Origin of the sequence: Pseudomonas urethralis (assembly GCF_021602465.1) — a bacterium.
Classification (GTDB): Bacteria; Pseudomonadota; Gammaproteobacteria; order Pseudomonadales; family Pseudomonadaceae; genus Aquipseudomonas; species Aquipseudomonas vlassakiae.
Genome location: NZ_BQIJ01000003.1, coordinates 44,880 through 64,866, shown reverse-complemented (window position 1 = coordinate 64,866; position 19,987 = coordinate 44,880). Strand labels below are relative to the sequence as shown.

The window sequence follows — 19,987 nt, the reverse complement described above, 5'->3', positions numbered from 1 at the left end:
CCCCGGGCCACGCAGTCAGGGGCCGGCTACCCGCCAGCCCCGTCGCCAGGAGATACACGATGTCTACCCCACCCGTCACCCTGATGGTGTCGCGCCGCGCCGCCCATGGCCGCTACCAGGACCTGCTGGCCTGGCTGCACGAAGGCGAGCAGCTGGCCACCGACTTCCCCGGCTACCTCGGCTCGGGCATCCTCGCACCGCCCCGCGACAGCGACGAATTCCAGATCATATTCCGCTTCAGCGACGAGCCCACCCTGCACGCCTGGGAGCATTCCGCCTCGCGCCGGGCCTGGCTCGCCCGGGGCAACGGCCTGTTCGAACGCCCCAAAGAGAGGCGCGTCAGCGGCATTGACGACTGGTTTGGCGCCAATATGGTGCAGAAACCACCGCGCTGGAAGCAGGCCGTGGCCATCTGGCTGGCCTTCTTCCCGGTCTCGCTGCTGTTCAATGTGCTCTTCGGGCATTGGCTCGCGACGCTCGAACTGGTGCCCCGGGTGATGCTCAGCACGCTGGCCCTGACGCCGGTCATGGTCTACCTCTTCATTCCTCTGTCCACCCGTTTGCTGGCCAGCTGGCTGCATGCTGCACCGGCAAGTGGCTCGGCGTTGCGCAGCCATTGAGGCAAGCCGTACAAGAGGAAAATTCTTGAGGTATGCTGGGCGGCAACGACAGGACAGACAAGTTGACCGCCCGCACATGAACAGCCCTATTCTCGTCACCGGCGCCAGCCAGCGCGTCGGGCTGGCCCTGGCCCTCGAGCTGGCTCAAGCCGGCCATACGGTGGTCAGTGCCAGCCGCAGCCTCCAGGCGCAGTCCGCGCACCCGAACATCGTGCAGTTCCAGGCCGACCTCTGCGTCAGAGCCGACCGTGAAGCGTTGATCGACCACCTGCAGCGCAACTATGACGGCCTGCGTGCAATCATTCACAACGCCTCGCTGTGGCTCGACGATGGCCTCGACAACCTCGAGACCATGTTCCACCTGCACGTCGAAGCGCCTTACCACCTCAACCTGGCGCTCGGCGAGTTGCTGAACAAGGTCGACAGGGCCGATATCATCCACATCTGCGACGAAACCTCCTCACGCGGCAGCAAAGGCCACATCGGCTACGCCGCGACCAAGGCCGCGCTGCAGAACATGGTGTTGTCGTTTGCCGAAAAATACGCGCCCAAGGTGCACGTCAACGGTATCTTGCCGGGCCTGCTGATCCTCAAGGAAGGCGGTGACGAGGCCTACCGCCAGCAGACCCTGAAAAAGGCCCTGCTGGAATTCGAACCCGGCGCCGGACCACTGATCGAGACAGTCAAATACCTGCTCGCCAGCCAGTACAGCACCGGCAGCCAAGTGGTCATCAACGGTGGCCGTCACCTGAAGAACCGCATGATCTGAGAGACTGACATGACTGAGCAACAACAGATCGAACTCGAAGCCGCCGCGTTCCGGCGCCTGGTCGAACACCTGCAAAAACGCACCGACGTACAGAACATCGACTTGATGAACCTTTCCGGCTTCTGCCGCAACTGCCTGTCCAAGTGGTACAAGGCCGCCGCTGACGAGCGCCAGGTCGAGATCAGCCTGGATGATGCCCGTGAAGCGGTGTACGGCATGCCCTACGCCGAGTGGAAAGCCCAATACCAGAAAGAAGCCAGCGCCGAGCAGCAAGCGGCGTTTGAACAAGGAAAACCTCGTGACTGACCTGAACACCCTGCGTAGCAGCCTGGCCAGCGGCCAACACGTCTTCGCCGATACCTTGGCGTTCATCGCCGGCAACTACAACTACCAACCCCAGGCCTTCAACAACGGTGGCGTGGAGAATGCTGCCGGGCAGAACGAAGGTTCGTGCAAAACCCTGGGCCTGGCCCTGCTGGAAGGCCTGAACGACCAGGAAGCGCTGCTGGCCTTCGGCGAGCACTACCGCGACGTGCTGGCCACGCCTGAGGGCAGTGACCATGGCAACATCCGTGCGCTGATCAAGCATGGCCTGGCTGGCGTGAAGTTCGCCGCGCAGCCACTTTCGCGCAAGGCTTGAGATTGCCGGGGCCGTTTGCGGCCCCAGCATTCAACGAATGACCGTCCCCGGCACTCCGTCGGCCAGCCCGCCCTCCTGCAACCATTGCAACGCTATCGGCCAGAGGCTCTCGCGAAACCGGTCATGGAAGAACGCGAAATGGCCAATCTCGGTGACCGAGATATCTACAGGTGCGATACGCAAATGCCGCCGCTGCGCAGGGGGCAGATACCCTAGCAAACGCTCGGTCGCCGCCACCGTGCCGAACGGATCGTCCGTCAGGCTGATGGCCAGGGTTGCGGCCTGCACCTGGGCGAAAGGCAGCATCGCCAGGCCGCGCCCGCTCGGGCGCTGTTCATAACGCGGAGTGCGCGTGGTCCAGTCATGCACGACACCGGCCGGGGTGTCCTCCAGCCACCCCAGGCGCTTGCCGGGGAAGTAACCGAAGGCATGGGTCAGCAACGGCATCACCACATGCCATTTGCCGAATAGCCGCCAGCGCTGGTCGGCCGCATAGTCGCGCCAGTAGGCAAACTGCGCGCCGACCATCACCACCCGTCGCACCTGCCCGGCCGACGGTGCCAGGCCCACCGCGCACCCCCCGAAACTGTGGCCCACCACGTCCACTGGCTGGCCGGGGAAATGCTCGGCGGCGTGCGCCAGCATGGCTTCGAAATCCAGCCTGCCCCAATCGCTCCACGAAGCCTGGAAGCCGCGCAGTGAGTGTGGGCGTGATTCGCCGATACCGCGATAGTCGTAGGTCAGCACGTCGCAGCCTTGGGCGAACAGGTAATCGGCAAAACGCGAGTAATAGCGGCAGCGCACCGAGGTGGCGGCGTTGATGATCACCAGCGGGCGCTGGGCATCTGCCTGGGCGTGGCGCCAGCAAAAGCCGCCGAGGCTGTAGCCGTCAGCAGTGGCCTGGCGAAAGGCAGTGGCGGGTTGGGTGAGGCTGCTCATGGCGCACTTCCTGTTGTTGTGCGCCAAAACTAGCAAAAAAATGGGGGCCTGTATCGGCCCCTATTTTTTACATCGACTTACAGCTCGATGCAGTCGAACTTCACATCGGTGGCCACGTCCTCGTCGTAGTTGACGTCAGCGCGCTCGAAGCCGAACAGGTTGAGGAACTGCTTCTTGTAACCGGCGTAGTCGGTCAGCTCGAACAGGTTCTCGGTGGTCACTTGTGGCCACATGGCCTTGCAGGCGTCCTGCACGTCGTCGCGCAGTTCCCAGTCGTCCAGGCGCAGGCGGGCTTTCTCGTCGACCTCGGCCGGGGCGCCATCGGCGCGGTACATGCGATCGCGGAACATGCGATCCAGCTGGTCCTGGGTGCCTTCGTGCACACCCTTTTCCTGCATGATCTTGAAGACCATCGACAGGTACAGCGGCATCACCGGGATGGCCGAGCTGGCCTGGGTGACCACCGACTTCAGCACGGCCACGTTGGCCCCGCCCTTCACTTCAGCGGCCAGCTTCTTATCCAGGCGCAGTGCGGTTTCGTCCAGGTCCTGCTTGGCCTGGCCCAGGGCACCGTGCCAGTAGATCGGCCAGGTGATTTCGGTGCCGATGTAGCTGAAGGCTACGGTACGCGCGCCTTCGGCCAGCACTTCAGCGCCGGCCAGGGCGTCGATCCACAGCTGCCAGTCCTGGCCGCCCATGACGGTCACGGTGTCGGCGATTTCCTGCTCGGTGGCCGGCTCGATGCTGGCCTCGATGATGGTGTCCTTGTTGGTATCGATGGCGGTCGACTTGTACGGCTGGCCGATCGGCTTCAATGCCGAGCGCACCAGTTCGCCGGTGTGCGGCAGCTTGCGCACGGGCGAAGCCAGCGAATAGATGACCAGGTCGACCTTGCCACCCATTTCGTTCTTGATCAGCTCAATGACCTTGGCACGGGCTTCATCGGAGAAGGCGTCGCCATTGATCGACTTGCTGTACAGGCCCTCGGCCTTGGCGAACTTGTCGAAGGCGGCGGCGTTGTACCAGCCGGCGGTACCGGCCTTGGTCTCGGTACCTGGCTTTTCGAAGAACACGCCCAGGGTGTCGGCCTTGAAACCGAAGGCCGCGGTGATGCGGGCTGCCAGGCCGTAGCCGCTGGAAGCGCCGATGACCAGGACCTTCTTCGGGCCATCCTCGCGCACGCCCAGCTTGCGGGTGGCTTCGATCTGGTCACGGACGTTGAGCTCGCAGCCCTTCGGGTGAGTCGTGGTGCAGATGAAACCGCGAACCTTAGGATGAATGATGGCCAATGTCTGTACCTCGTCAGTGTATGCCGGGGAATCGCCGCTGGGGCGATTCCGATTGATCAGAGGGTGAGACTACCCCCGCAGGTTATCCGACACATATTACGGGGTGTTTGAGGGGATTCAAACGCCGGTCATGCCTGCAACTCACCGCGTAGCCAACCCAGAAACTGCCGGGCCAGCGGATCGTCCTGGCTGTCCCGGTGCACCAGGCAGGCCCAGGCCGGCCCGCGCACCCGCTGCGCAGACAGCGCCTGCAGGCGCCCCTCGCCCACCGCCCGCTGCGCCAGCAACTGGCTGACCAGGGCAATGCCCAGCCCTTCGCTTGCGGCATCCAGCAACAACCCAGGGTCGGAGAAATTCAGCCCCTTGCCCTGCTGCCCCACATCCTCGCCGCCTTCCAGTTGCCAATGGCTCCAGTCCATTTCGCGCTCGCCATGCAGGGTGGTGCGCTGCTGCGCAGGGGTTTGCAGCAACACAGGGTTGCAGGCGGGATACAGCTGGTCGTGATGCAGCACGGTAAAGCTGCACTCGGCCTGGGCACTAAGGTCATCGCGAATGGCCAGGTCGATGGTTTCGCTGGCCATGTCCGGCACTTCGAAGCTGGTAAACAGCCACAGATCGACCTGCGGGCAACGCTGATGGAAATCGGCCAGGCGCGGCAACAGCCAGTGCCGGGCGAAGGCAGGGCTGGTGTTGACGACCAGTTGATTGGGCTTGCGGTACTGCTCCAGGCGGCGAATGCCCACGGCCAGGTGCTGCAACATGGACTGGGTGGTGCTGAGCAGATCATGCCCGGCATCGGTCAGGCTGACGCTGCGGCCACTGCGGTAGAACAGTGGCTGTTCCAGGTAGGCTTCCAGGCTGCGGATCTGCTGGCTGATCGCCGACTGGGTGAGGTTCAGGGCTTCGGCGGCCTTGTGGAAGCTGCCAAGCCGTGCGGCGGCTTCAAAGCCCCTGAGCGCATTGAGCGGTGGCCAGTGTTTGAGCATGATCGATAAGCCGTGCTAATCAGATATTGGCTAAATCTATCGTTTGTCGCCGTGCTTTCATAGCCATAGCATGGACCCCAACACCCGCGACGGCGGGCTTCGTTGATAAAAATCCTTAATAGATCGGAGTTCACTATGCATCTGTCCCTCGACAGCGGCTGGCGCATGCCTGCCGAATGGGCCCGCCACGCGGCGACCTGGATGGTCTGGCCACACAACCAGGCGCTATGGGAAAGCGGCTGGCGTGTCAGCCTGGCCGACGTGCAGCGCGACTATGCCCGGGTAGCGGCAGCCATCGCCCGCTTCGAGCCGGTGAAGATGGTCGTCGACCCTTCGGCCCTGCAAAGTGCCCGCACCCTGTGCGGTGCCAACATCGAACTGATCGAACTGGCGGTGGACGACAGCTGGTGCCGTGACAGCGGCCCGAGTTTCGTCTGCCACCCACAGCACGGCCTGGCCGGTCTGAGCTGGCGCTTCAATGCCTGGGGCGGCAAGTCCCGGCACGAACAGGACCGCAGCCTCGGCCGCCGCATCCTCGACCAACTGGGCCTGGACGGTTTCAGCACCTGCCTGTGCAACGAAGGCGGCGCGATTCATGTCGACGGTGAAGGCACGCTGATCACCACCGAATCGGTGCTGCTCAACCGCAACCGCAACCCGGGCATCGGCAAGGCTGAGTTCGAAGCCTGCTTCGCTCGCTACCTGGGCATCCGCAAGACCATCTGGCTGCCCGGCGACCCGCAGTACGCCACCGGCGACATGACCGACGGCCATGTCGATGGCGTGTGTGCCTTCGCCCGCCCAGGTGTGCTGCTGGTCGATGCCACCCACGATCATGGCTCGGTCTATGCCGGCGTGGTCCGCGAGAACCGCCGTGCCCTGGAACTCGCTACCGATGCACAGGGCCGCCATTTCGAACTGCTCGACCTTTATGAAGCCAGCGCCGCAGTCGACCAGGACGCTGAAGTGTTCTGCGCGTCCTACACCAACTTCTACATCGCCAACGGCGCGATCATCATGCCGGCCTACGGCATCGCCGCCGACCAGGACGCCGCCGAGCAACTCGCACACGCCTTCCCGGGCCGTGAAATCGTGCCGGTGCGCATCGATGCCATCGCCCACGGCGGCGGTGGTATCCACTGCATCACCCAACAGCAGCCAGAGGTGCAGCCATGAGCCTGCTGCGTATCGCCACCACCCAGATGCCCTGCAGCTGGAACCTGCCCGACAACCTCGACCGCGCCGAGCAACTGGTACGCCAGGCTGCCGCCGAGGGCGCCCAGGTGGTCCTGCTGCAAGAACTGTTCGCCACGCCCTACTTCTGCATCGAGCAGGACCACAAGCACCAGGCACTGGCCGAGCCCTACCCGAGCAGCCCGATCCTCCAGCGTTTCGCCGCCCTGGCCGGCGAGCTGGGTGTGGTGCTGCCACTGAGCTGGTATGAACGGGCCGGCAATGCCTTCTTCAACTCGCTGACCGTGGCCGATACCGACGGCCAACTGCTGGGTGTGTACCGCAAGACCCATATCCCCAACGCCATCGGCTACCAGGAGAAGGAGTACTTCAGCCCCGGCGACACCGGATTCAAGGTTTGGGACACCGCCTTCGGCCGCCTGGGCATCGGTATCTGCTGGGACCAGTGGTTCCCCGAAACGGCCCGCTGCCTGGCACTGATGGGCGCCGAAGTGCTGCTGTTCCCCACTGCCATCGGCTCCGAGCCCGGCTGCGCCGAGCTGGACTCACGCGACCACTGGCAGGTCGCCATGCGCGGCCATGCCGCCGCCAACCTGTTGCCCGTGGTGGCCGCCAACCGCGTCGGGGTGGAAGTGGCCGGTAGCGATGAATCACTGCGCATGCGTTTCTACGGCTCGTCGTTCATCTGTGACCACAAAGGCGCCATGCTCGCCGAAGCCGACCGCGACAGCAGCGGCATCTGGCTGCACGACCTGGACCTGGCACGCATGCGCGAAGACCGCCTGAGCTGGGGCATCTACCGCGACCGTCGCCCGGACATGTACGCGCCGCTGCTGACCCTGGACGGCAAGCACCCACACAGCCTGAGGGCCTGAGCATGAAACGCCACGTTTTCGCTGCACTGGCCCTGGCCATCTGCGCCAGCCAGGCCCAGGCCGACCAGCCCACCCTGCGCCTGTACAACTGGGCCGATTACTTCGCCGAGGACACCCTCAAGCAATTCACCGCAGAAACCGGTATCCAGGTGATCTACGACGTGATGGACGGCAGCGAGGTACTCGAAGCCAAGCTGATGTCCGGGCGCAGTGGCTACGACCTGGTATTCCCCGGCGATACCGTGGCTGAGCGCCTGATGCGTGCCGGCAGCCTGCAGCCGCTCGACCACAGCCGCCTGGAAGCCCTGGACGATATCGAGCCCGGCCTGCGCAAGCTGCATGCGCAGTACCCGAAAGCCAGCCAGGCGACGGTGCCCTACACCTGGGGCACCATCGGCCTGACCGCGAATGCCGAGAAAGTCCGCCAGCGCATGCCCAATGCGCCGCTGGACAACCTCGACCTGCTGTTCAAACCAGAGCTGGCCGCCAAGTTCGCCGATTGCGGCATCTCGATCATCGACTCGCCCGATGAAGTGCTGGCCGTGGTGCTCAATTACCTGGGCCGCGAACCGCGCAGCGCCAAGCGTGAAGACCTGGCCGCCGCCAGCGAACTGCTCAAGGCGGTGCGCCCGTACATCCGCAAGTTCCAGTCGCAGCCGGTGACCGAACTGGTCAATGAGAACCTGTGCCTGTCGCTGGGCTACAGCGGCGACGTGATCCAGGCCCAGCGCGCCGCCGACTCTGCCGGCAAGCACCTCGACTTCCAGTACCGCGTACCGCGCCAAGGCACCACGGTGTGGATGGACACCATGGCCATTCCAGCGGATGCCCAGCACCCGGAATACGCCTATCGTTTCATCAACTTCGTCATGCGCCCGACGAACATGGCCGCCATCAGCAACTTCACCGGCTACCCCACGGCCAGCGCCAAGGCACGCCAGGCGGTGGACCCGCGCATGCGCGACAACCCCGACATCTACCTCGACGAAGCTACCTACGCCCGGCTGATTCCGGGCCGGGATATTCAACAGGCCGACATGCGTGCACGCATGCGTGTGTGGACCCGCTTCAAGACTGCACAGGACTGACCCATGCCCAGCCGTAGAACCTTCCTGCAACTGTCACTGGCCGCGGGCCTGGGAGCCGGCCTCGGCCTGCCGCTGGGCCTTGCCCGCGCCGAGCAAGCCGGGCGCTGGTTCATGCCCGACGAGGGCGAGCCGCAGCAGCGTGCATTCATCGCCTTTGGTGCCCAGGATGCCATCTGGGAAGACTTCACCGCCGACGTGCAAGCCGCCCTGGGCCGCATCGCCCAGGCCATCGCCCGCTACCAGCCAGTGACCGTGTTCTGCCGCCCCAGCGAACGCGAACTGGCCGAGCGGCACTGCGCCAGCCACAACACCAGCTTTGTCGAATGCAACCTGGATGACATCTGGATGCGCGACATCGGCGCCAACTTCGTCGTTGACGACGACGGCGCCCTCGCTGCGGTGGACTTCAACTTCAATGGCTGGGGCAACAAGCAACGCCACCAGAACGACGCACAGCTGGCCAGGCGTGTGGCTACCCTGGCCAGCGCCCGTTACCAGCGTAGCGAACTGGTGGGCGAAGGCGGCGCCATCGAGGTGGACGGCCACGGCACCGGCATCATGACCGAGAGCAGTTGGATCAACGCCAACCGCAACCCAGGCTGGAGCAAGGCCGACGTCGAGGCCGAGCTCAAGGCGCGCCTGGGGTTGAGCACGGTGATCTGGCTGCCGGGTATCGCCGGGGAAGACATCACCGACGGGCATGTGGACTTCTATGCCCGCTTTGTGCGCCCTGGGGTGGTGATCGCCAACCTGGACAACGACCCGGACTCCTATGACCACGCGGTGACCCGCAAACATCTTGAGATCCTCAAGAGAGCCACCGATGCCGAAGGCAGGCGCTTGCAGGTGCATGTGGTATCGCCGCCCATGCGCGGGCGGCGCAACAGGTTCAGCCAGGGCAACAATGATTTTGCCGCGGGGTATATCAACTATTTCGTGATCAACGGCGCGATCATCGCTCCGCAGTTCGGCGATGTGCAGGCCGATGAGAAAGCCCGGGCGTTACTCGCCGTACTGTATCCAGGGCGGGATATCGTGCAGCTGGATATCGACGCGATTGCGGCGGGTGGCGGGGGGATTCATTGTGTGACCCATCAGTGTCCGGCTGTCTGATATTGACTGGCTGCGGGGGGCTGATTGTGGACATCAGCGCCTGTGAAATCGAGCGCCGCCCGCGCGGCGCATCGCGAATAAATCCGCTCCTACAGTTTGTTGCAACGTGCCTAACCTGTTACGCCATGGTCGCCTGCCTTGGCGTTCGATCTCGCAGGCACCAAACGCCTGTGACGAGCCCTGCCCTCATTGATTGGCTTTTCACATCAATCACAAAGAAAAACAAACTTAACAAATCAACCAAACCGGCCGATGCTGGCAGCACTACGCCCATTGCCCGGAGAACAACAACATGAACGACGTGGTCATCGTCGCCGCAACCCGTACCGCCATCGGCAGCTTCCAGGGTGCCCTGGCCACTGTGCCGGCCGTCGACCTCGGAGCTGCCGTGATCAAGCAGCTGCTGGAGCAGACTCGGCTGGACCCCGCCCAGGTCGACGAGGTGATCCTCGGCCAGGTGCTTACCGCCGGTGCCGGGCAGAACCCGGCGCGCCAGGCAGCGATCAAGGCCGGCCTGCCCTACAGCGTGCCGGCGCTGACCCTGAACAAGGTCTGCGGCTCGGGCCTCAAGGCACTGCACCTGGCCGCACAGGCAATCCGTTGCGGTGACGCCGAGGTGGTGATTGCCGGCGGCCAGGAGAACATGAGCCTGGCCCCGTACGTAATGCCATCGGCACGCACCGGCCAGCGCATGGGCCATGGCCAGCTGGTCGACAGCATGATCAGCGACGGCCTGTGGGATGCCTTCAACGACTACCACATGGGCATCACCGCCGAGAACCTGGTGGAGAAATATGGCCTGAGCCGTGAGCAGCAGGACGCCTTCGCCGCCGAGTCGCAACGCAAGGCCGTGGCGGCGATCGAAGCAGGCCGCTTCAAGGACGAAATCACGCCGATCGTGATGCCGCAGAAAAAGGGCGAGCCGAAGGTTTTCGACCGTGACGAACAACCCCGTCCGGACACCACTGCCGATTCGCTGGCCAAGCTGCGCCCGGCCTTCAAGAAGGACGGCAGCGTCACCGCCGGCAACGCCTCCAGCCTCAACGACGGCGCCGCCGCAGTGCTGCTGATGAGCGCCAGCAAGGCCCAGGCCCTGGGGCTGCCGGTATTGGCGAAGATTGCCAGTTATGCCAGCGCGGGCGTGGACCCGGCGATCATGGGCATCGGCCCGGTGTCGGCGACCCAGCGTTGCCTTGACAAGGCAGGCTGGCAGCTGGCCGACCTTGACCTGATCGAAGCCAACGAGGCGTTTGCCGCGCAGGCACTGGCGGTGGGCAAGGCGCTGGAGTGGGATGCGAGCAAGGTCAACGTCAACGGCGGGGCGATTGCCCTGGGGCATCCGATCGGTGCGTCCGGCTGCCGGGTGCTGGTGACCCTGCTGCATGAAATGATCAAGCGCGATGCCAGGAAAGGGCTGGCCACCTTGTGCATTGGTGGTGGCCAAGGGGTCGCACTGGCGATCGAGCGCTGATTCAGGATTGATTCAGGCCGCCCTTTCGCGGGCACGCCCCGCGAAAGGGCCGGAACTGATCCCTCAGGCATCAGGCTGTAGCGCGTAACTCGCGAGCAGCCGCCACCATGTTCACCAAGGCCGCCTCGGTCTCAGGCCAGCCACGGGTCTTCAACCCGCAGTCCGGGTTTACCCACAACCGCTCTGCGGGAATCCGCCGGGCCGCTTTGCGTAGCAACCTCACCATCTCTTCCCGGCTCGGCACGCGTGGCGAGTGGATGTCATAGACCCCTGGGCCAATCTCGTTCGGATAGTCGAAGCGCTCGAATGCTTCCAGCAGTTCCATATCCGAACGCGACGTCTCAATGGTGATCACATCGGCATCCATCGCGGCAATCGACTCGATCACGTCGTTGAACTCGCTGTAGCACATGTGCGTGTGGATCTGGGTTTCGTCTCGTACTCCCGAAGCGCACAGGCGGAAGGCCTCGGTCGCCCATTCGAGATAAGCCGGCCAGGCGCTGCGGCGCAGTGGCAGGCCTTCGCGGAAGGCGGCTTCGTCGATCTGCACGACCTTGATACCGGCAGCTTCCAGGTCGACCACTTCGTCGCGAATCGCCAGTGCCAGCTGGCGCGCCTGGACCTCACGGCTCACGTCCTCACGCGGGAACGACCACATCAGCATGGTCACCGGGCCAGTCAGCATGCCCTTCATGACTTTGCTGGTCAGGCCCTGGGCATAGCGGATCCAGCCCACGGTCATGGCTTTCGGGCGGCTCAGGTCACCATAGATCAGGGCCGGTTTCACGCACCGCGAACCGTAGCTCTGCACCCAGCCGAAACGGGTGAAGGCGTAGCCGTCTAGCTGTTCGGCAAAGTACTCGACCATGTCGTTGCGCTCGGCCTCGCCGTGCACCAGCACGTCCAGGCCGAGGTCCTCCTGGATCTGCACCGCGTGGCGAATCTCGCTCTGCATGGCCTCGATGTAGTCGGCTTCGCTCAGCTTGCCTTGCTTGAAGGCCTGGCGCGCCAGGCGAATGGCCGAGGTCTGCGGGAACGAGCCAATAGTGGTGGTTGGGAATGCAGGCAGATCAAGGCCGGCGCGCTGCCTGACAATACGCTGGTCGAACGCTGACTTGCGCTGGCTGTCGGCAGGCTGGATGGCCGCCAGGCGCTCCTGCACAGCCGACTTGTGAATACGCGGTGAAGCTGCCCGGCCAGCCTCGATGGCTTGGTTCTGCTGCAGGGCGGCTTCGACATCAGGGGCCTGCGGCAGGTTGATGGCCTTGGCCAGCAGCGCAACTTCCTGGCACTTCTGCACGGCGAACGCCAGCCAGCTCTTCAACTCGGTGTCGAGCTGGTCTTCACGGTCCAGGTCTACCGGGCTGTGCAGCAGCGAACAGGAAGGCGCTAGCCAAAGACGCTCACCCAGGCGGTCATGGGCCTGACGCAGGACGTCCAGTGCTTTTTCCAGATCGCAACGCCAGACATTGCGGCCGTTGACCACGCCCAGCGACAGCACCTTGTAGGCTGGCAGGCGATCAAGAATGGTCGGGAACTGCTCAGGGGCGCGCACCAGGTCGATGTGCAGGCCATCGACTGGCAGGTTGGCCGCCAGGCCGAGGTTGTCTTCAAGGCCACCGAAGTACGTGGCAACCAGTTTCTTCAGCGGTGCACGCTGGAGGATGTTGTAGACGCGCTCGTAGGCATTTTTCCAATCCTGTGGCAGATCGAGCGCCAGGATCGGCTCATCGATCTGCACCCATTCCACGCCTTGGCCAGCCAGGCGGTTGAGGATCTGGTCATACAATGGCAGCAGGCGGTCGAGCAGTTCGAGCTTGTCGAATGTGGCCCCTTTGGTCTTGCCCAGCCACAAGTAGGTCAGCGGGCCGATGACCACCGGTTTGACGACATGGCCCAATGCCTTGGCTTCTTCGACTTCCTCGAACAACTGCTCCCAGCTCAGGGTGAACTGCTGGTCGGCGGCAAACTCGGGGACCAGGTAGTGGTAGTTGGTGTCGAACCATTTGGTCATTTCCTGGGCGTGGACGCCGCAGCAGCTGTCGCTGACGCCACGGGCCATGGCGAACAGGGTCTGCAGGGTCGGCGCGGCGCCATCCTGGCCGCAAAAGCGCTCGGGGATCACGCCGAAGGTCAGCGAATGGGTCAGTACCTGGTCGTACCAGGCAAAGTCGCCAACCGGCAGTACGTCAATCCCGGCGTCCTTCTGCAACTGCCAGTGGGCAGCGCGCAGCTCACGGCCGACGGCACGCAGGCCAGCTTCGTCGAGCTCACCCTTCCAGAAGGCTTCCTGGGCCTTTTTCAGCTCGCGGTCGCGGCCGATGCGGGGAAACCCCAGGTTATGTGCCAGTGCCATGTCTTGTCCCTCAGAGTTCCGAAAATGAGTACCGAAATGAATGAGGGAATTTTCCGGTCAGCGGCTTCTTGAGACAAACTCATTAAATTTGAGACGAACTCAAGAATTACTCATGATGCCGACAAATTTGAATGTCTCGTTCAGAGCAGCACCCTACGCAGTCAGACATGAGCCCTACCGACAACCTGGCGCACAATGCCACCCTGAATACTCCAGGTGCCCTTGAGCCATGAGCCTGCTTAAAGCCGCGCTGCGCGAAAACCACTTCGTCTGCGTCATGGAATTCGTGCCCAAGCCCTCGGCGGAACGCTTCGCCGCGATGGAGACGATCATGGCCCGCGGGCAGTTGTGTGGCTGGCCGATGACCGTCGCCATCGGCGACCGCGTGGGCAGCCCGCTGGACATGTCACCGCTGGACGCCCTCGCCTCGTTCAACACCCCGCTCCCCGCCCTGCCGCACTTTTCGGGCAAGGACCGCGAGCGCCATCATCTGTTGGCTCAGCTGCAGCGCATGGACGCCGCTGGCCTCGATCAGTTGCTGTTACTCACGGGCGACCGCCTGCCCGGGCACCAACCCGGTGAACGCCCAGTGCGTTACCTGGAGTCGGTCGCGGCCTTGCTGATTGCACGCCAGGCTTGCCCGAACTGGCTGCTCGGGGCGGCACTGAACCCGTTCAAGTACCACGAGGAAGAAGGCGGCGCACAGTACTTCAAGGCGGAGAAAAAGCTCGCCGCCGGCGCCGACTTCCTCACCTTGCAACTGGGCTTCGATGCCAGCAAGCACCAGGAAGCCATGCACTGGATGCAGCGCCAGGCGGCGCCGAAACCAATGCTTGCCTGCCTCATGAGCCTGACCCACGGCCGCGCGGTCATGCTCGAACAGGTGGCGGGCGTGACCGTCACCGCCTCGATGCGCAACCTGCTCGAAGCCGAAAGCAAGGTGTCCAAGGCCTTTGCCTTGGCGCGCAGTGTCGATCGCCTGGCCTTGCAGATCATCGGTGTGAAGCTGATGGGCTATGCCGGCGTGCACCTGTCGGGCATTCACGAGCTCAAGCAGTTGTTGGCACTCGAGGCGCGCCTGGAACACTGGCAGGCCGAGATCCATTCATTGGAACACTGGGCACCGGCCTGGGCCGACAGCTGGCAGATGCCGGGCCTGCCCATCGTCGCGTTCCATCCGCCACGGGGCAATTGGCGCCAGGACGAGTCGATCGTCATCGCCTCAGCCAAGGAGAGAGCACGCTATCACCTGCTGCACGGCGTCCATTCGCTGCTGTTCAGCCGCGCCAACTGGCTCAGCAAGGCATTCGGTTGGGCCGTACGCCAGCCACTCTGGGCAAGCCCGCGTGGGGCAAGAGTGCTGCACGGACTTGAACGGGCGGTCAAACGCCCGCTGACAGGCTGCGACACCTGCGGCCGCTGCCGCCTGGAGGACACCCTCTACACCTGCCCGGAAACCTGCCCCAAGGGCCTGGCCAACGGCCCTTGCGGTGGCACGACGCTGAATCGCTGCGAATTTGGCGACCGCGAGTGCATCCACAGCGTCAAGTACCGCACCGCCAAGGCCGTGCGGCAAACCGCCGTGCTTACTGAGCGACTGATCCCGTGCATCGAAGTCGAGACACGCCACCGCAGCTCCTGGCCGCAGTGGTTCGAGGCCCAGCCGCCGCGCCAGCTCAGCCCGCAGCCAGCGCCTCGAACCCAGCCCGAATCTTAGCTTCGGGCAGTTCATCGGCGATGAACACCATCACACTCTCGCGGCGCTCGTCCGCTGCCCATTCGGCATCCCAGTCGAACCCGTAGAGCTTGAGCACACCCTGGAACACCAGTCGACGGTCTTCACCGGCAATGTTCAGCACGCCCTTGTAGCGCAACAACTGCTTGCCGTGCTCTTCCAGCAGCTCGTTCATGAAATCGCTGAGGCGGTCGATGTCCAGTGCGGTCTCGGTGCGCAGCACCAGGGTGGAAATCCGGTCCGGCGTGGCCGGTTTGAGCACCGGGCGCAGGCTGGGCTGGAGGTTGGCGCCCAGGTCCGGGTTCAGGTTGAAGCCGCGTACATCGAGCAGTTCGGCGAGGTCGACGCGGCCATGCTCGACCACTCGGATTACCGCTCGGCCATTGATCCGCGCCAGGCGCTCACGCAGGGCCTGCACCGCAGCAGGCTCGACCAGGTCGGTCTTGCTCAGCAGCAGGCGGTCGGCAAAACCGACCTGGGCCTGGGCGATGGTCTGAGTCAGGTGCACCTCGGCATGGGCAGCATCGACCAGGGTGATGATGCCGTCGAGGATGTAGCGGTCGCGCAATTCTTCATCGATGAAGAAGGTCTGCGCCACCGGTGCCGGGTCGGCCAGCCCGGTGCATTCGATCACCAGGCGGTCGAAGGCGATCTCGCCGGCATCCAGGCGTTCGAGCAGCAGGTACAGGGCACGAGTCAGGTCGCCATGGATGCTGCAGCATACGCAGCCGTTGGCCAGGGTCATCACCTGGACCGGCTCGTCGCCCAGCAGTTGGCTGTCGATACCGGCCTCGCTGAACTCGTTCTCGATCACGGCGATCTTCAGGCCGTGTTCGGCCTTGAGCATGTGCTTGAGCAGCGTGGTCTTGCCGGCACCGAGGAAGCCGGTGAGGACAGTTACGGGAATTGGCGTCTGCACGCAAAAATCTCCTGAAGCTGAAAATGATTGTGGGAGGCCGGTTGCCCGGCCTCCCACAGGTTCACGCGCGTTGCAGGTTCAACAGCACTTGGGCCCGGACTTGCCACCATACCGGGCTTCCTGGCGCTCGCGGAAGAACGCCTCGTAGGTCATCACCGGTTTGTCCGGGTGCTTGTTGCGCATGTGCTCGACGTAGTTGTCGTAGTCGGGCATGCCGACCATCAGGCGGGCTGCCTGCCCCAGGTACTTACCCAGTCGACCCAGGTCGTTGAACATCACTGCAGTCCTCTCAAGCGTCAGGCAGGGCCTGGAACGGGGTTTCCTTGTCGGTGCGTTCTTTGCGGCCGAGGGCGGCGTAGCCGACCTTGAGGGCGAAGAACAGCACGCTGAACACCACCAGCAGGAACAGAATGGTCAGGCCGGCGTTGGTGTAGGCGTTGAAGATCACGTGCTGCATCTGGTCGATGTTCTTGGCTGGAGCCAATACCTGGCCAGCGTCCAGCGCCGTGCTGTACTTCTTGGCCAGGGCCAGGAAACCGACCGCCGGGTTCGGGTCGAACAGCTTGATCAGGCCCGCCGCAGTGGTGCAGATCAGCAGCCAGGCAGCCGGCACCAGAGTGACCCAGATATAGCGTTCGCGCTTCATCTTGATCAGCACCACGGTGCCAAGCATCAAGGCGATACCGGCCAGCATCTGGTTGGAAATACCGAACAGCGGCCAAAGGGTGTTGATGCCGCCCAGTGGGTCGATCACGCCCTGGTACAGCAGGTAACCCCACAGCGCCACGCAGCCGGCGGTGCCGATCAGGTTGGCAGTCCACGACTCGGTGCGCTTGAGGGCCGGCACGAAGCTGCCCAGCAGGTCTTGCAGCATGAAGCGACCGGCACGGGTACCGGCGTCCACCGCGGTCAGGATGAACAGCGCCTCGAACAGGATCGCGAAGTGGTACCAGAAGGCCATGGTGTTTTCACCCGGCAACACCTGGTGCAGGATCTGCGCGATGCCCACCGCCAGGGTCGGTGCACCACCGGCACGGGCCAGTACGGTGTGCTCGCCGATGTCGCGGGCTACCGCTTCGAGCTGCTCAGGAGTAATCAGGAAGCCCCAGCTGCTGACCGTTTGCGCCACCGAAACCGCATCGGCGCCAACCACGGCGGCCGGGCTGTTCATGGCGAAGTACACGCCCGGCTCGATGACCGAGGCGGCAACCATGGCCATGATGGCGACGAACGATTCCATCAGCATGCCGCCGTAGCCGATGTAACGGGCGTTGGCTTCGTTGTCCAGCAGCTTCGGCGTGGTCCCCGAGGAAATCAGCGCGTGGAAGCCAGACACCGCGCCGCAGGCAATGGTAATGAACAGGAACGGGAACAGGGTGCCCTTCCACACCGGGCCGGTGCCGTCGGTGAACTGGGTCAGCGCCGGCATTTTCAGCTCGGGCATGGTCACCAGGATACCGATGGCCAGGGCAATGATGGTACCGATCTTGAGGAAGGTCGACAGGTAGTCACGCGGCGCCAGTACCAGCCATACCGGCAGCACAGCGGCAACGAAGCCGTAGCCAACCAGCATCCAGGTGATCTGCACGCCAGTGAAGGTGAACGCCGGGCCCCAGACTGGATCGGCAGCAATCTGGCCCCCCAGCCAGATCGACGCCAGCAGCAGCACCACGCCAACCACCGAGATCTCGCCGATACGGCCCGGGCGGATGTAGCGCATGTACACGCCCATGAACATCGCGATCGGGATGGTCGCCATCACCGTGAACATGCCCCATGGGCTCTCGGCCAGGGCCTTGACCACGATCAGCGCCAGCACCGCGAGGATGATGATCATGATCAGGAAGCAGCCGAACAGGGCGATGGTACCGGGGATGCGGCCCATCTCCTCGCGCACCATGTCGCCCAGCGAGCGGCCGTTGCGGCGCGTGGAGAGGAACAGGACCATGAAGTCCTGCACCGCACCGGCCAGCACCACGCCGGCGATCAGCCACAGCGTGCCGGGCAGGTAGCCCATCTGCGCGGCGAGCACCGGGCCGACCAGCGGGCCGGCGCCAGCGATGGCGGCGAAGTGGTGACCGAAGAGGATGTGTTTGTTGGTCGGAACGTAGTCCAGACCGTCGTTGTTGAGCACCGCAGGGGTGGCTCGGCGAGGGTCGAGTTGCATCACCTTGGTGGCGATGAACAGGCTGTAGTAACGGTAGGCGACCAGGTAGATGGCCACCGCGGCGACCACGATCCACAAGGCATTGATCGCCTCGCCGCGACGCAGGGCGACGACACCCAGCGCGCAGGCTCCTATGACCGCCAGCGCCAGCCACGGGATGTGGCGTAGCAGGCTGTTATTGTTGTTCATGGCATGCTTCCAGCTAAGTGGTTGGAATAGACAGCCCCTTGAGTCTAGGGCTTGCTTGGCAGGTTTACCATATCGAATTGCGATCACCTCCAGGCCGCCAGCGGGCACGCTAGAGCGGCGAACTGCGCCTGCCTGACAACTAACTAGTATTTTTGCCAGTTGTCGGCATTTGCAACGCAGGACATTTTTATGCCTCCTCCATCCATCAGGGACGTAGCCATGAGAATGCTTCTGCAAACAAGCCTTGCTTGCTTGATCGCTGCCGCAGCAGTGCAAGCAAATGCCGCTGGGCCAAAACCAAGACACGGCGCAATGGAAACGCCCGTCGCTCGGCAGTACTTCTGCTACACAGCACAGGATTTCTATTGGCCAGAGGATGGTTCAGGCATCAAAAACCCGGGTTGCCGCGCCGCCTATCAGCATGTCTACAAGAAATTCGGCAATGACAAGTCGCAGGCGGAATATCAGTTCGTGCAATGGAGTGAAGTATCGAAAAATATTCCAGAACCGGGCTACGAAGATTTCAAGAACGTGAAAGCAGCTATTCCAGACGGACAACTATGCTCGGCAGGGAACTCCGTTGCAAAACCTGCCGCCCTGAAACCTCACCAAACGGTCAACGACAAGAGTGGGCTGGATGTTCCTGCCCAATGGCCGGCGCACCTGTTGGTGAAAGACAACGACAATAAAGTCGAGCTTGTCTATTACGCCCAAGTCCCTCACAGCCCCGGATTCTGGGAAATCTACATCACCAAGCCCGGTTTTGATCGTACCAGGAAAGCCCTTGCCTGGGACGATCTCGAAGCTGAACCGATTGCCAAGTTTGGTGATATCCCAGTCGAGGGTGGCAGGTACAAAATGGTCGTCGATCTGGGTGGTCGCGTCGGCGACTATCTTATCTACAGCCGCTGGCAGCGCATCGACCCCAAAGGAGAAGGCTTCTACAACTGCAGCGATGTGAACATCGTGTCCAGCAAGTAGCCTGCCGCCGCTCTCACCCCGGCAGAAGTAGCCACGGCTGGTCTATAGTCAGTGCAACTGACGAGGGGCTTGCCATGACCACTTCTGCCGACGACCGTCGCCGTTTCCAGCGCATCGACTTCGACGCCCCCACCGAACTGCGCCAGGGCGACCGCCGCTGGCCGGTGAAGCTGCTGGACCTGTCGCTCAAGGGTCTGCTGGTCGAATGCCCCTCCCCCTGGGACGCCGACCTGACCCAGGATTTCGATGCCATCATCCACCTCGATCGCAATGTCCGTGTGCAGATGCAAGTCGAACTGCGTCACGAAGAAGCCACCCGTCTGGGCTTCGTCTGCCTGTACATCGACGTCGAGTCGATGAGCCATCTGCACCGTCTTGTGGAATTGAACCTCGCCGATGGCACCGAAATGATGCGTGAGCTGCGCGAACTGATCGAAGAATAGAATCTGTTAGCTGACTAACAGCCTACCCATCTTCTGTTTCTTGTCTACCCAGACAGCTTTCTGCCTGGGTGGCAGTGCCTTGTACACACCTCTCCAGCACCACATTGAATGACTTGGTACGCCTTCTGCATTGAGGTTTTGCACACATTGCAAGGCCCGCTGTTCGCGCTCCGATCAAAATATTGTATACAATTCGTGTGGCAATACTTTGTA

General features: G+C 63.2%; 19 protein-coding genes. 12 read left to right on the top strand and 7 right to left on the bottom strand.

Going from position 1 to position 19,987, the window contains the following annotated elements:
• Positions 1-59: 59 nt before the first annotated feature.
• The 4 genes from L6D64_RS05780 to L6D64_RS05765 all read left to right on the top strand — a co-directional run bounded on the left by L6D64_RS05780 (position 60) and on the right by L6D64_RS05765 (position 2,029).
• Positions 60-620 carry a putative antibiotic biosynthesis monooxygenase gene (locus tag L6D64_RS05780; RefSeq protein ID WP_176507709.1) on the top strand — a complete coding sequence of 187 codons (561 nt, stop codon included), beginning with the start codon at positions 60-62 and terminating at the stop codon, positions 618-620.
• A gap of 76 nt (positions 621-696) precedes the next feature.
• On the top strand, positions 697-1,389 hold the full coding sequence (gene folM, locus L6D64_RS05775; RefSeq protein WP_176507708.1) for a dihydromonapterin reductase: 693 nt from the start codon (positions 697-699) through the stop codon (positions 1,387-1,389).
• Between the two features lie 9 nt (positions 1,390-1,398).
• Positions 1,399-1,695 carry a DUF1244 domain-containing protein gene (locus L6D64_RS05770; protein ID WP_176507707.1) on the top strand — a complete coding sequence of 99 codons (297 nt, stop codon included), beginning with the start codon at positions 1,399-1,401 and terminating at the stop codon, positions 1,693-1,695.
• Complete coding sequence (locus tag L6D64_RS05765) at positions 1,688-2,029, top strand: HopJ type III effector protein (protein ID WP_176507706.1); 342 nt, start codon at positions 1,688-1,690, stop codon at positions 2,027-2,029. Before L6D64_RS05770 ends, L6D64_RS05765 begins: the two co-directional genes overlap by 8 nt.
• Before the next feature lie 30 nt (positions 2,030-2,059).
• Here the strand turns inward: L6D64_RS05765 and L6D64_RS05760 are convergent, their stop codons facing one another.
• The 3 genes from L6D64_RS05760 to L6D64_RS05750 all read right to left on the bottom strand — a co-directional run bounded on the left by L6D64_RS05760 (position 2,060) and on the right by L6D64_RS05750 (position 5,243).
• On the bottom strand, positions 2,060-2,968 hold the full coding sequence (locus L6D64_RS05760; RefSeq protein WP_176507705.1) for an alpha/beta hydrolase family protein: 909 nt from the start codon (positions 2,966-2,968) through the stop codon (positions 2,060-2,062).
• A 77-nt stretch (positions 2,969-3,045) separates the two neighbouring features.
• On the bottom strand, positions 3,046-4,257 hold the full coding sequence (fabV, locus tag L6D64_RS05755; protein WP_176507704.1) for an enoyl-ACP reductase FabV: 1,212 nt from the start codon (positions 4,255-4,257) through the stop codon (positions 3,046-3,048).
• A gap of 128 nt (positions 4,258-4,385) precedes the next feature.
• Positions 4,386-5,243, bottom strand: coding sequence for a LysR substrate-binding domain-containing protein (locus tag L6D64_RS05750; RefSeq protein WP_176507703.1), 858 nt, complete (start codon positions 5,241-5,243; stop codon positions 4,386-4,388).
• A gap of 135 nt (positions 5,244-5,378) precedes the next feature.
• Here L6D64_RS05750 and L6D64_RS05745 point away from each other — a divergent pair, with 135 nt between their 5' ends.
• The 5 genes from L6D64_RS05745 (at position 5,379) to L6D64_RS05725 (ending at position 10,984) form a co-directional block, all read left to right on the top strand.
• A complete protein-coding gene (locus L6D64_RS05745) occupies positions 5,379-6,419 on the top strand; it encodes an agmatine deiminase family protein (protein ID WP_176507702.1) in 1,041 nt (346 codons plus the stop codon).
• Entirely contained in the window at positions 6,416-7,312 is an 897-nt protein-coding gene (gene aguB, locus L6D64_RS05740) for an N-carbamoylputrescine amidase (protein ID WP_176507701.1), read from the top strand. Before L6D64_RS05745 ends, aguB begins: the two co-directional genes overlap by 4 nt.
• A gap of 2 nt (positions 7,313-7,314) precedes the next feature.
• Positions 7,315-8,400 carry an extracellular solute-binding protein gene (locus L6D64_RS05735; protein WP_176507700.1) on the top strand — a complete coding sequence of 362 codons (1,086 nt, stop codon included), beginning with the start codon at positions 7,315-7,317 and terminating at the stop codon, positions 8,398-8,400.
• Positions 8,401-8,403: 3 nt separating this feature from the next.
• On the top strand, positions 8,404-9,513 hold the full coding sequence (locus L6D64_RS05730; RefSeq protein ID WP_176507699.1) for an agmatine deiminase family protein: 1,110 nt from the start codon (positions 8,404-8,406) through the stop codon (positions 9,511-9,513).
• A 292-nt stretch (positions 9,514-9,805) separates the two neighbouring features.
• Positions 9,806-10,984: an acetyl-CoA C-acetyltransferase gene (locus L6D64_RS05725; RefSeq protein WP_176507698.1), complete on the top strand. Its 1,179-nt coding sequence runs from the start codon at positions 9,806-9,808 to the stop codon at positions 10,982-10,984.
• A 70-nt stretch (positions 10,985-11,054) separates the two neighbouring features.
• On the opposite strand, the gene metE is transcribed toward L6D64_RS05725, so the two are convergent.
• Positions 11,055-13,340 (bottom strand): 5-methyltetrahydropteroyltriglutamate--homocysteine S-methyltransferase, encoded by a 2,286-nt coding sequence (metE, locus tag L6D64_RS05720; protein WP_176507697.1) that lies wholly within the window; start codon positions 13,338-13,340, stop codon positions 11,055-11,057.
• Between the two features lie 229 nt (positions 13,341-13,569).
• Between metE and L6D64_RS05715 the strand changes: the two genes are divergently transcribed.
• A complete protein-coding gene (locus tag L6D64_RS05715; protein WP_176507696.1) occupies positions 13,570-15,057 on the top strand; it encodes a methylenetetrahydrofolate reductase C-terminal domain-containing protein in 1,488 nt (495 codons plus the stop codon).
• On the opposite strand, the gene yjiA is transcribed toward L6D64_RS05715, so the two are convergent.
• From yjiA to L6D64_RS05700, 3 genes are all read right to left on the bottom strand, one after another.
• The gene (gene yjiA, locus L6D64_RS05710) at positions 15,017-15,994 is read right to left on the bottom strand and encodes a GTPase (RefSeq protein ID WP_176507695.1); all 978 of its coding nucleotides are present in this window, start codon (positions 15,992-15,994) and stop codon (positions 15,017-15,019) included. The genes L6D64_RS05715 and yjiA overlap by 41 nt on opposite strands.
• Before the next feature lie 78 nt (positions 15,995-16,072).
• Complete coding sequence (locus L6D64_RS05705) at positions 16,073-16,270, bottom strand: YbdD/YjiX family protein (protein ID WP_054887128.1); 198 nt, start codon at positions 16,268-16,270, stop codon at positions 16,073-16,075.
• 13 nt (positions 16,271-16,283) lie between these two features.
• Positions 16,284-18,350 (bottom strand): carbon starvation CstA family protein, encoded by a 2,067-nt coding sequence (locus L6D64_RS05700; RefSeq protein ID WP_054887129.1) that lies wholly within the window; start codon positions 18,348-18,350, stop codon positions 16,284-16,286.
• A 219-nt stretch (positions 18,351-18,569) separates the two neighbouring features.
• On the opposite strand from L6D64_RS05700, the gene L6D64_RS05695 reads away from it, so the two are divergent.
• Positions 18,570-19,331: a lytic polysaccharide monooxygenase gene (locus L6D64_RS05695; RefSeq protein ID WP_176507694.1), complete on the top strand. Its 762-nt coding sequence runs from the start codon at positions 18,570-18,572 to the stop codon at positions 19,329-19,331.
• A gap of 74 nt (positions 19,332-19,405) precedes the next feature.
• Positions 19,406-19,774, top strand: a complete 369-nt coding sequence (locus L6D64_RS05690; RefSeq protein WP_176507693.1) for a PilZ domain-containing protein — start codon at positions 19,406-19,408, stop codon at positions 19,772-19,774.
• Positions 19,775-19,987: the final 213 nt, after the last annotated feature.

Excerpts from the sequence above, each read along its gene's own strand:
- L6D64_RS05780 (WP_176507709.1), top strand. The coding sequence starts at position 60 with ATGTCTACCCCACCCGTCACCCTGATGGTGTCGCGCCGCGCCGCCCAT.
- folM (WP_176507708.1), top strand. The coding sequence starts at position 697 with ATGAACAGCCCTATTCTCGTCACCGGCGCCAGCCAGCGCGTCGGGCTG.
- L6D64_RS05770 (WP_176507707.1), top strand. The coding sequence starts at position 1,399 with ATGACTGAGCAACAACAGATCGAACTCGAAGCCGCCGCGTTCCGGCGC.
- L6D64_RS05760 (WP_176507705.1), bottom strand. The coding sequence starts at position 2,968 with ATGAGCAGCCTCACCCAACCCGCCACTGCCTTTCGCCAGGCCACTGCT.
- L6D64_RS05750 (WP_176507703.1), bottom strand. The coding sequence starts at position 5,243 with ATGCTCAAACACTGGCCACCGCTCAATGCGCTCAGGGGCTTTGAAGCC.
- L6D64_RS05745 (WP_176507702.1), top strand. The coding sequence starts at position 5,379 with ATGCATCTGTCCCTCGACAGCGGCTGGCGCATGCCTGCCGAATGGGCC.
- aguB (WP_176507701.1), top strand. The coding sequence starts at position 6,416 with ATGAGCCTGCTGCGTATCGCCACCACCCAGATGCCCTGCAGCTGGAAC.
- L6D64_RS05735 (WP_176507700.1), top strand. The coding sequence starts at position 7,315 with ATGAAACGCCACGTTTTCGCTGCACTGGCCCTGGCCATCTGCGCCAGC.
- L6D64_RS05730 (WP_176507699.1), top strand. The coding sequence starts at position 8,404 with ATGCCCAGCCGTAGAACCTTCCTGCAACTGTCACTGGCCGCGGGCCTG.
- L6D64_RS05725 (WP_176507698.1), top strand. The coding sequence starts at position 9,806 with ATGAACGACGTGGTCATCGTCGCCGCAACCCGTACCGCCATCGGCAGC.
- metE (WP_176507697.1), bottom strand. The coding sequence starts at position 13,340 with ATGGCACTGGCACATAACCTGGGGTTTCCCCGCATCGGCCGCGACCGC.
- L6D64_RS05715 (WP_176507696.1), top strand. The coding sequence starts at position 13,570 with ATGAGCCTGCTTAAAGCCGCGCTGCGCGAAAACCACTTCGTCTGCGTC.
- L6D64_RS05705 (WP_054887128.1), bottom strand. The coding sequence starts at position 16,270 with ATGTTCAACGACCTGGGTCGACTGGGTAAGTACCTGGGGCAGGCAGCC.
- L6D64_RS05700 (WP_054887129.1), bottom strand. The coding sequence starts at position 18,350 with ATGAACAACAATAACAGCCTGCTACGCCACATCCCGTGGCTGGCGCTG.
- L6D64_RS05695 (WP_176507694.1), top strand. The coding sequence starts at position 18,570 with ATGAGAATGCTTCTGCAAACAAGCCTTGCTTGCTTGATCGCTGCCGCA.
- L6D64_RS05690 (WP_176507693.1), top strand. The coding sequence starts at position 19,406 with ATGACCACTTCTGCCGACGACCGTCGCCGTTTCCAGCGCATCGACTTC.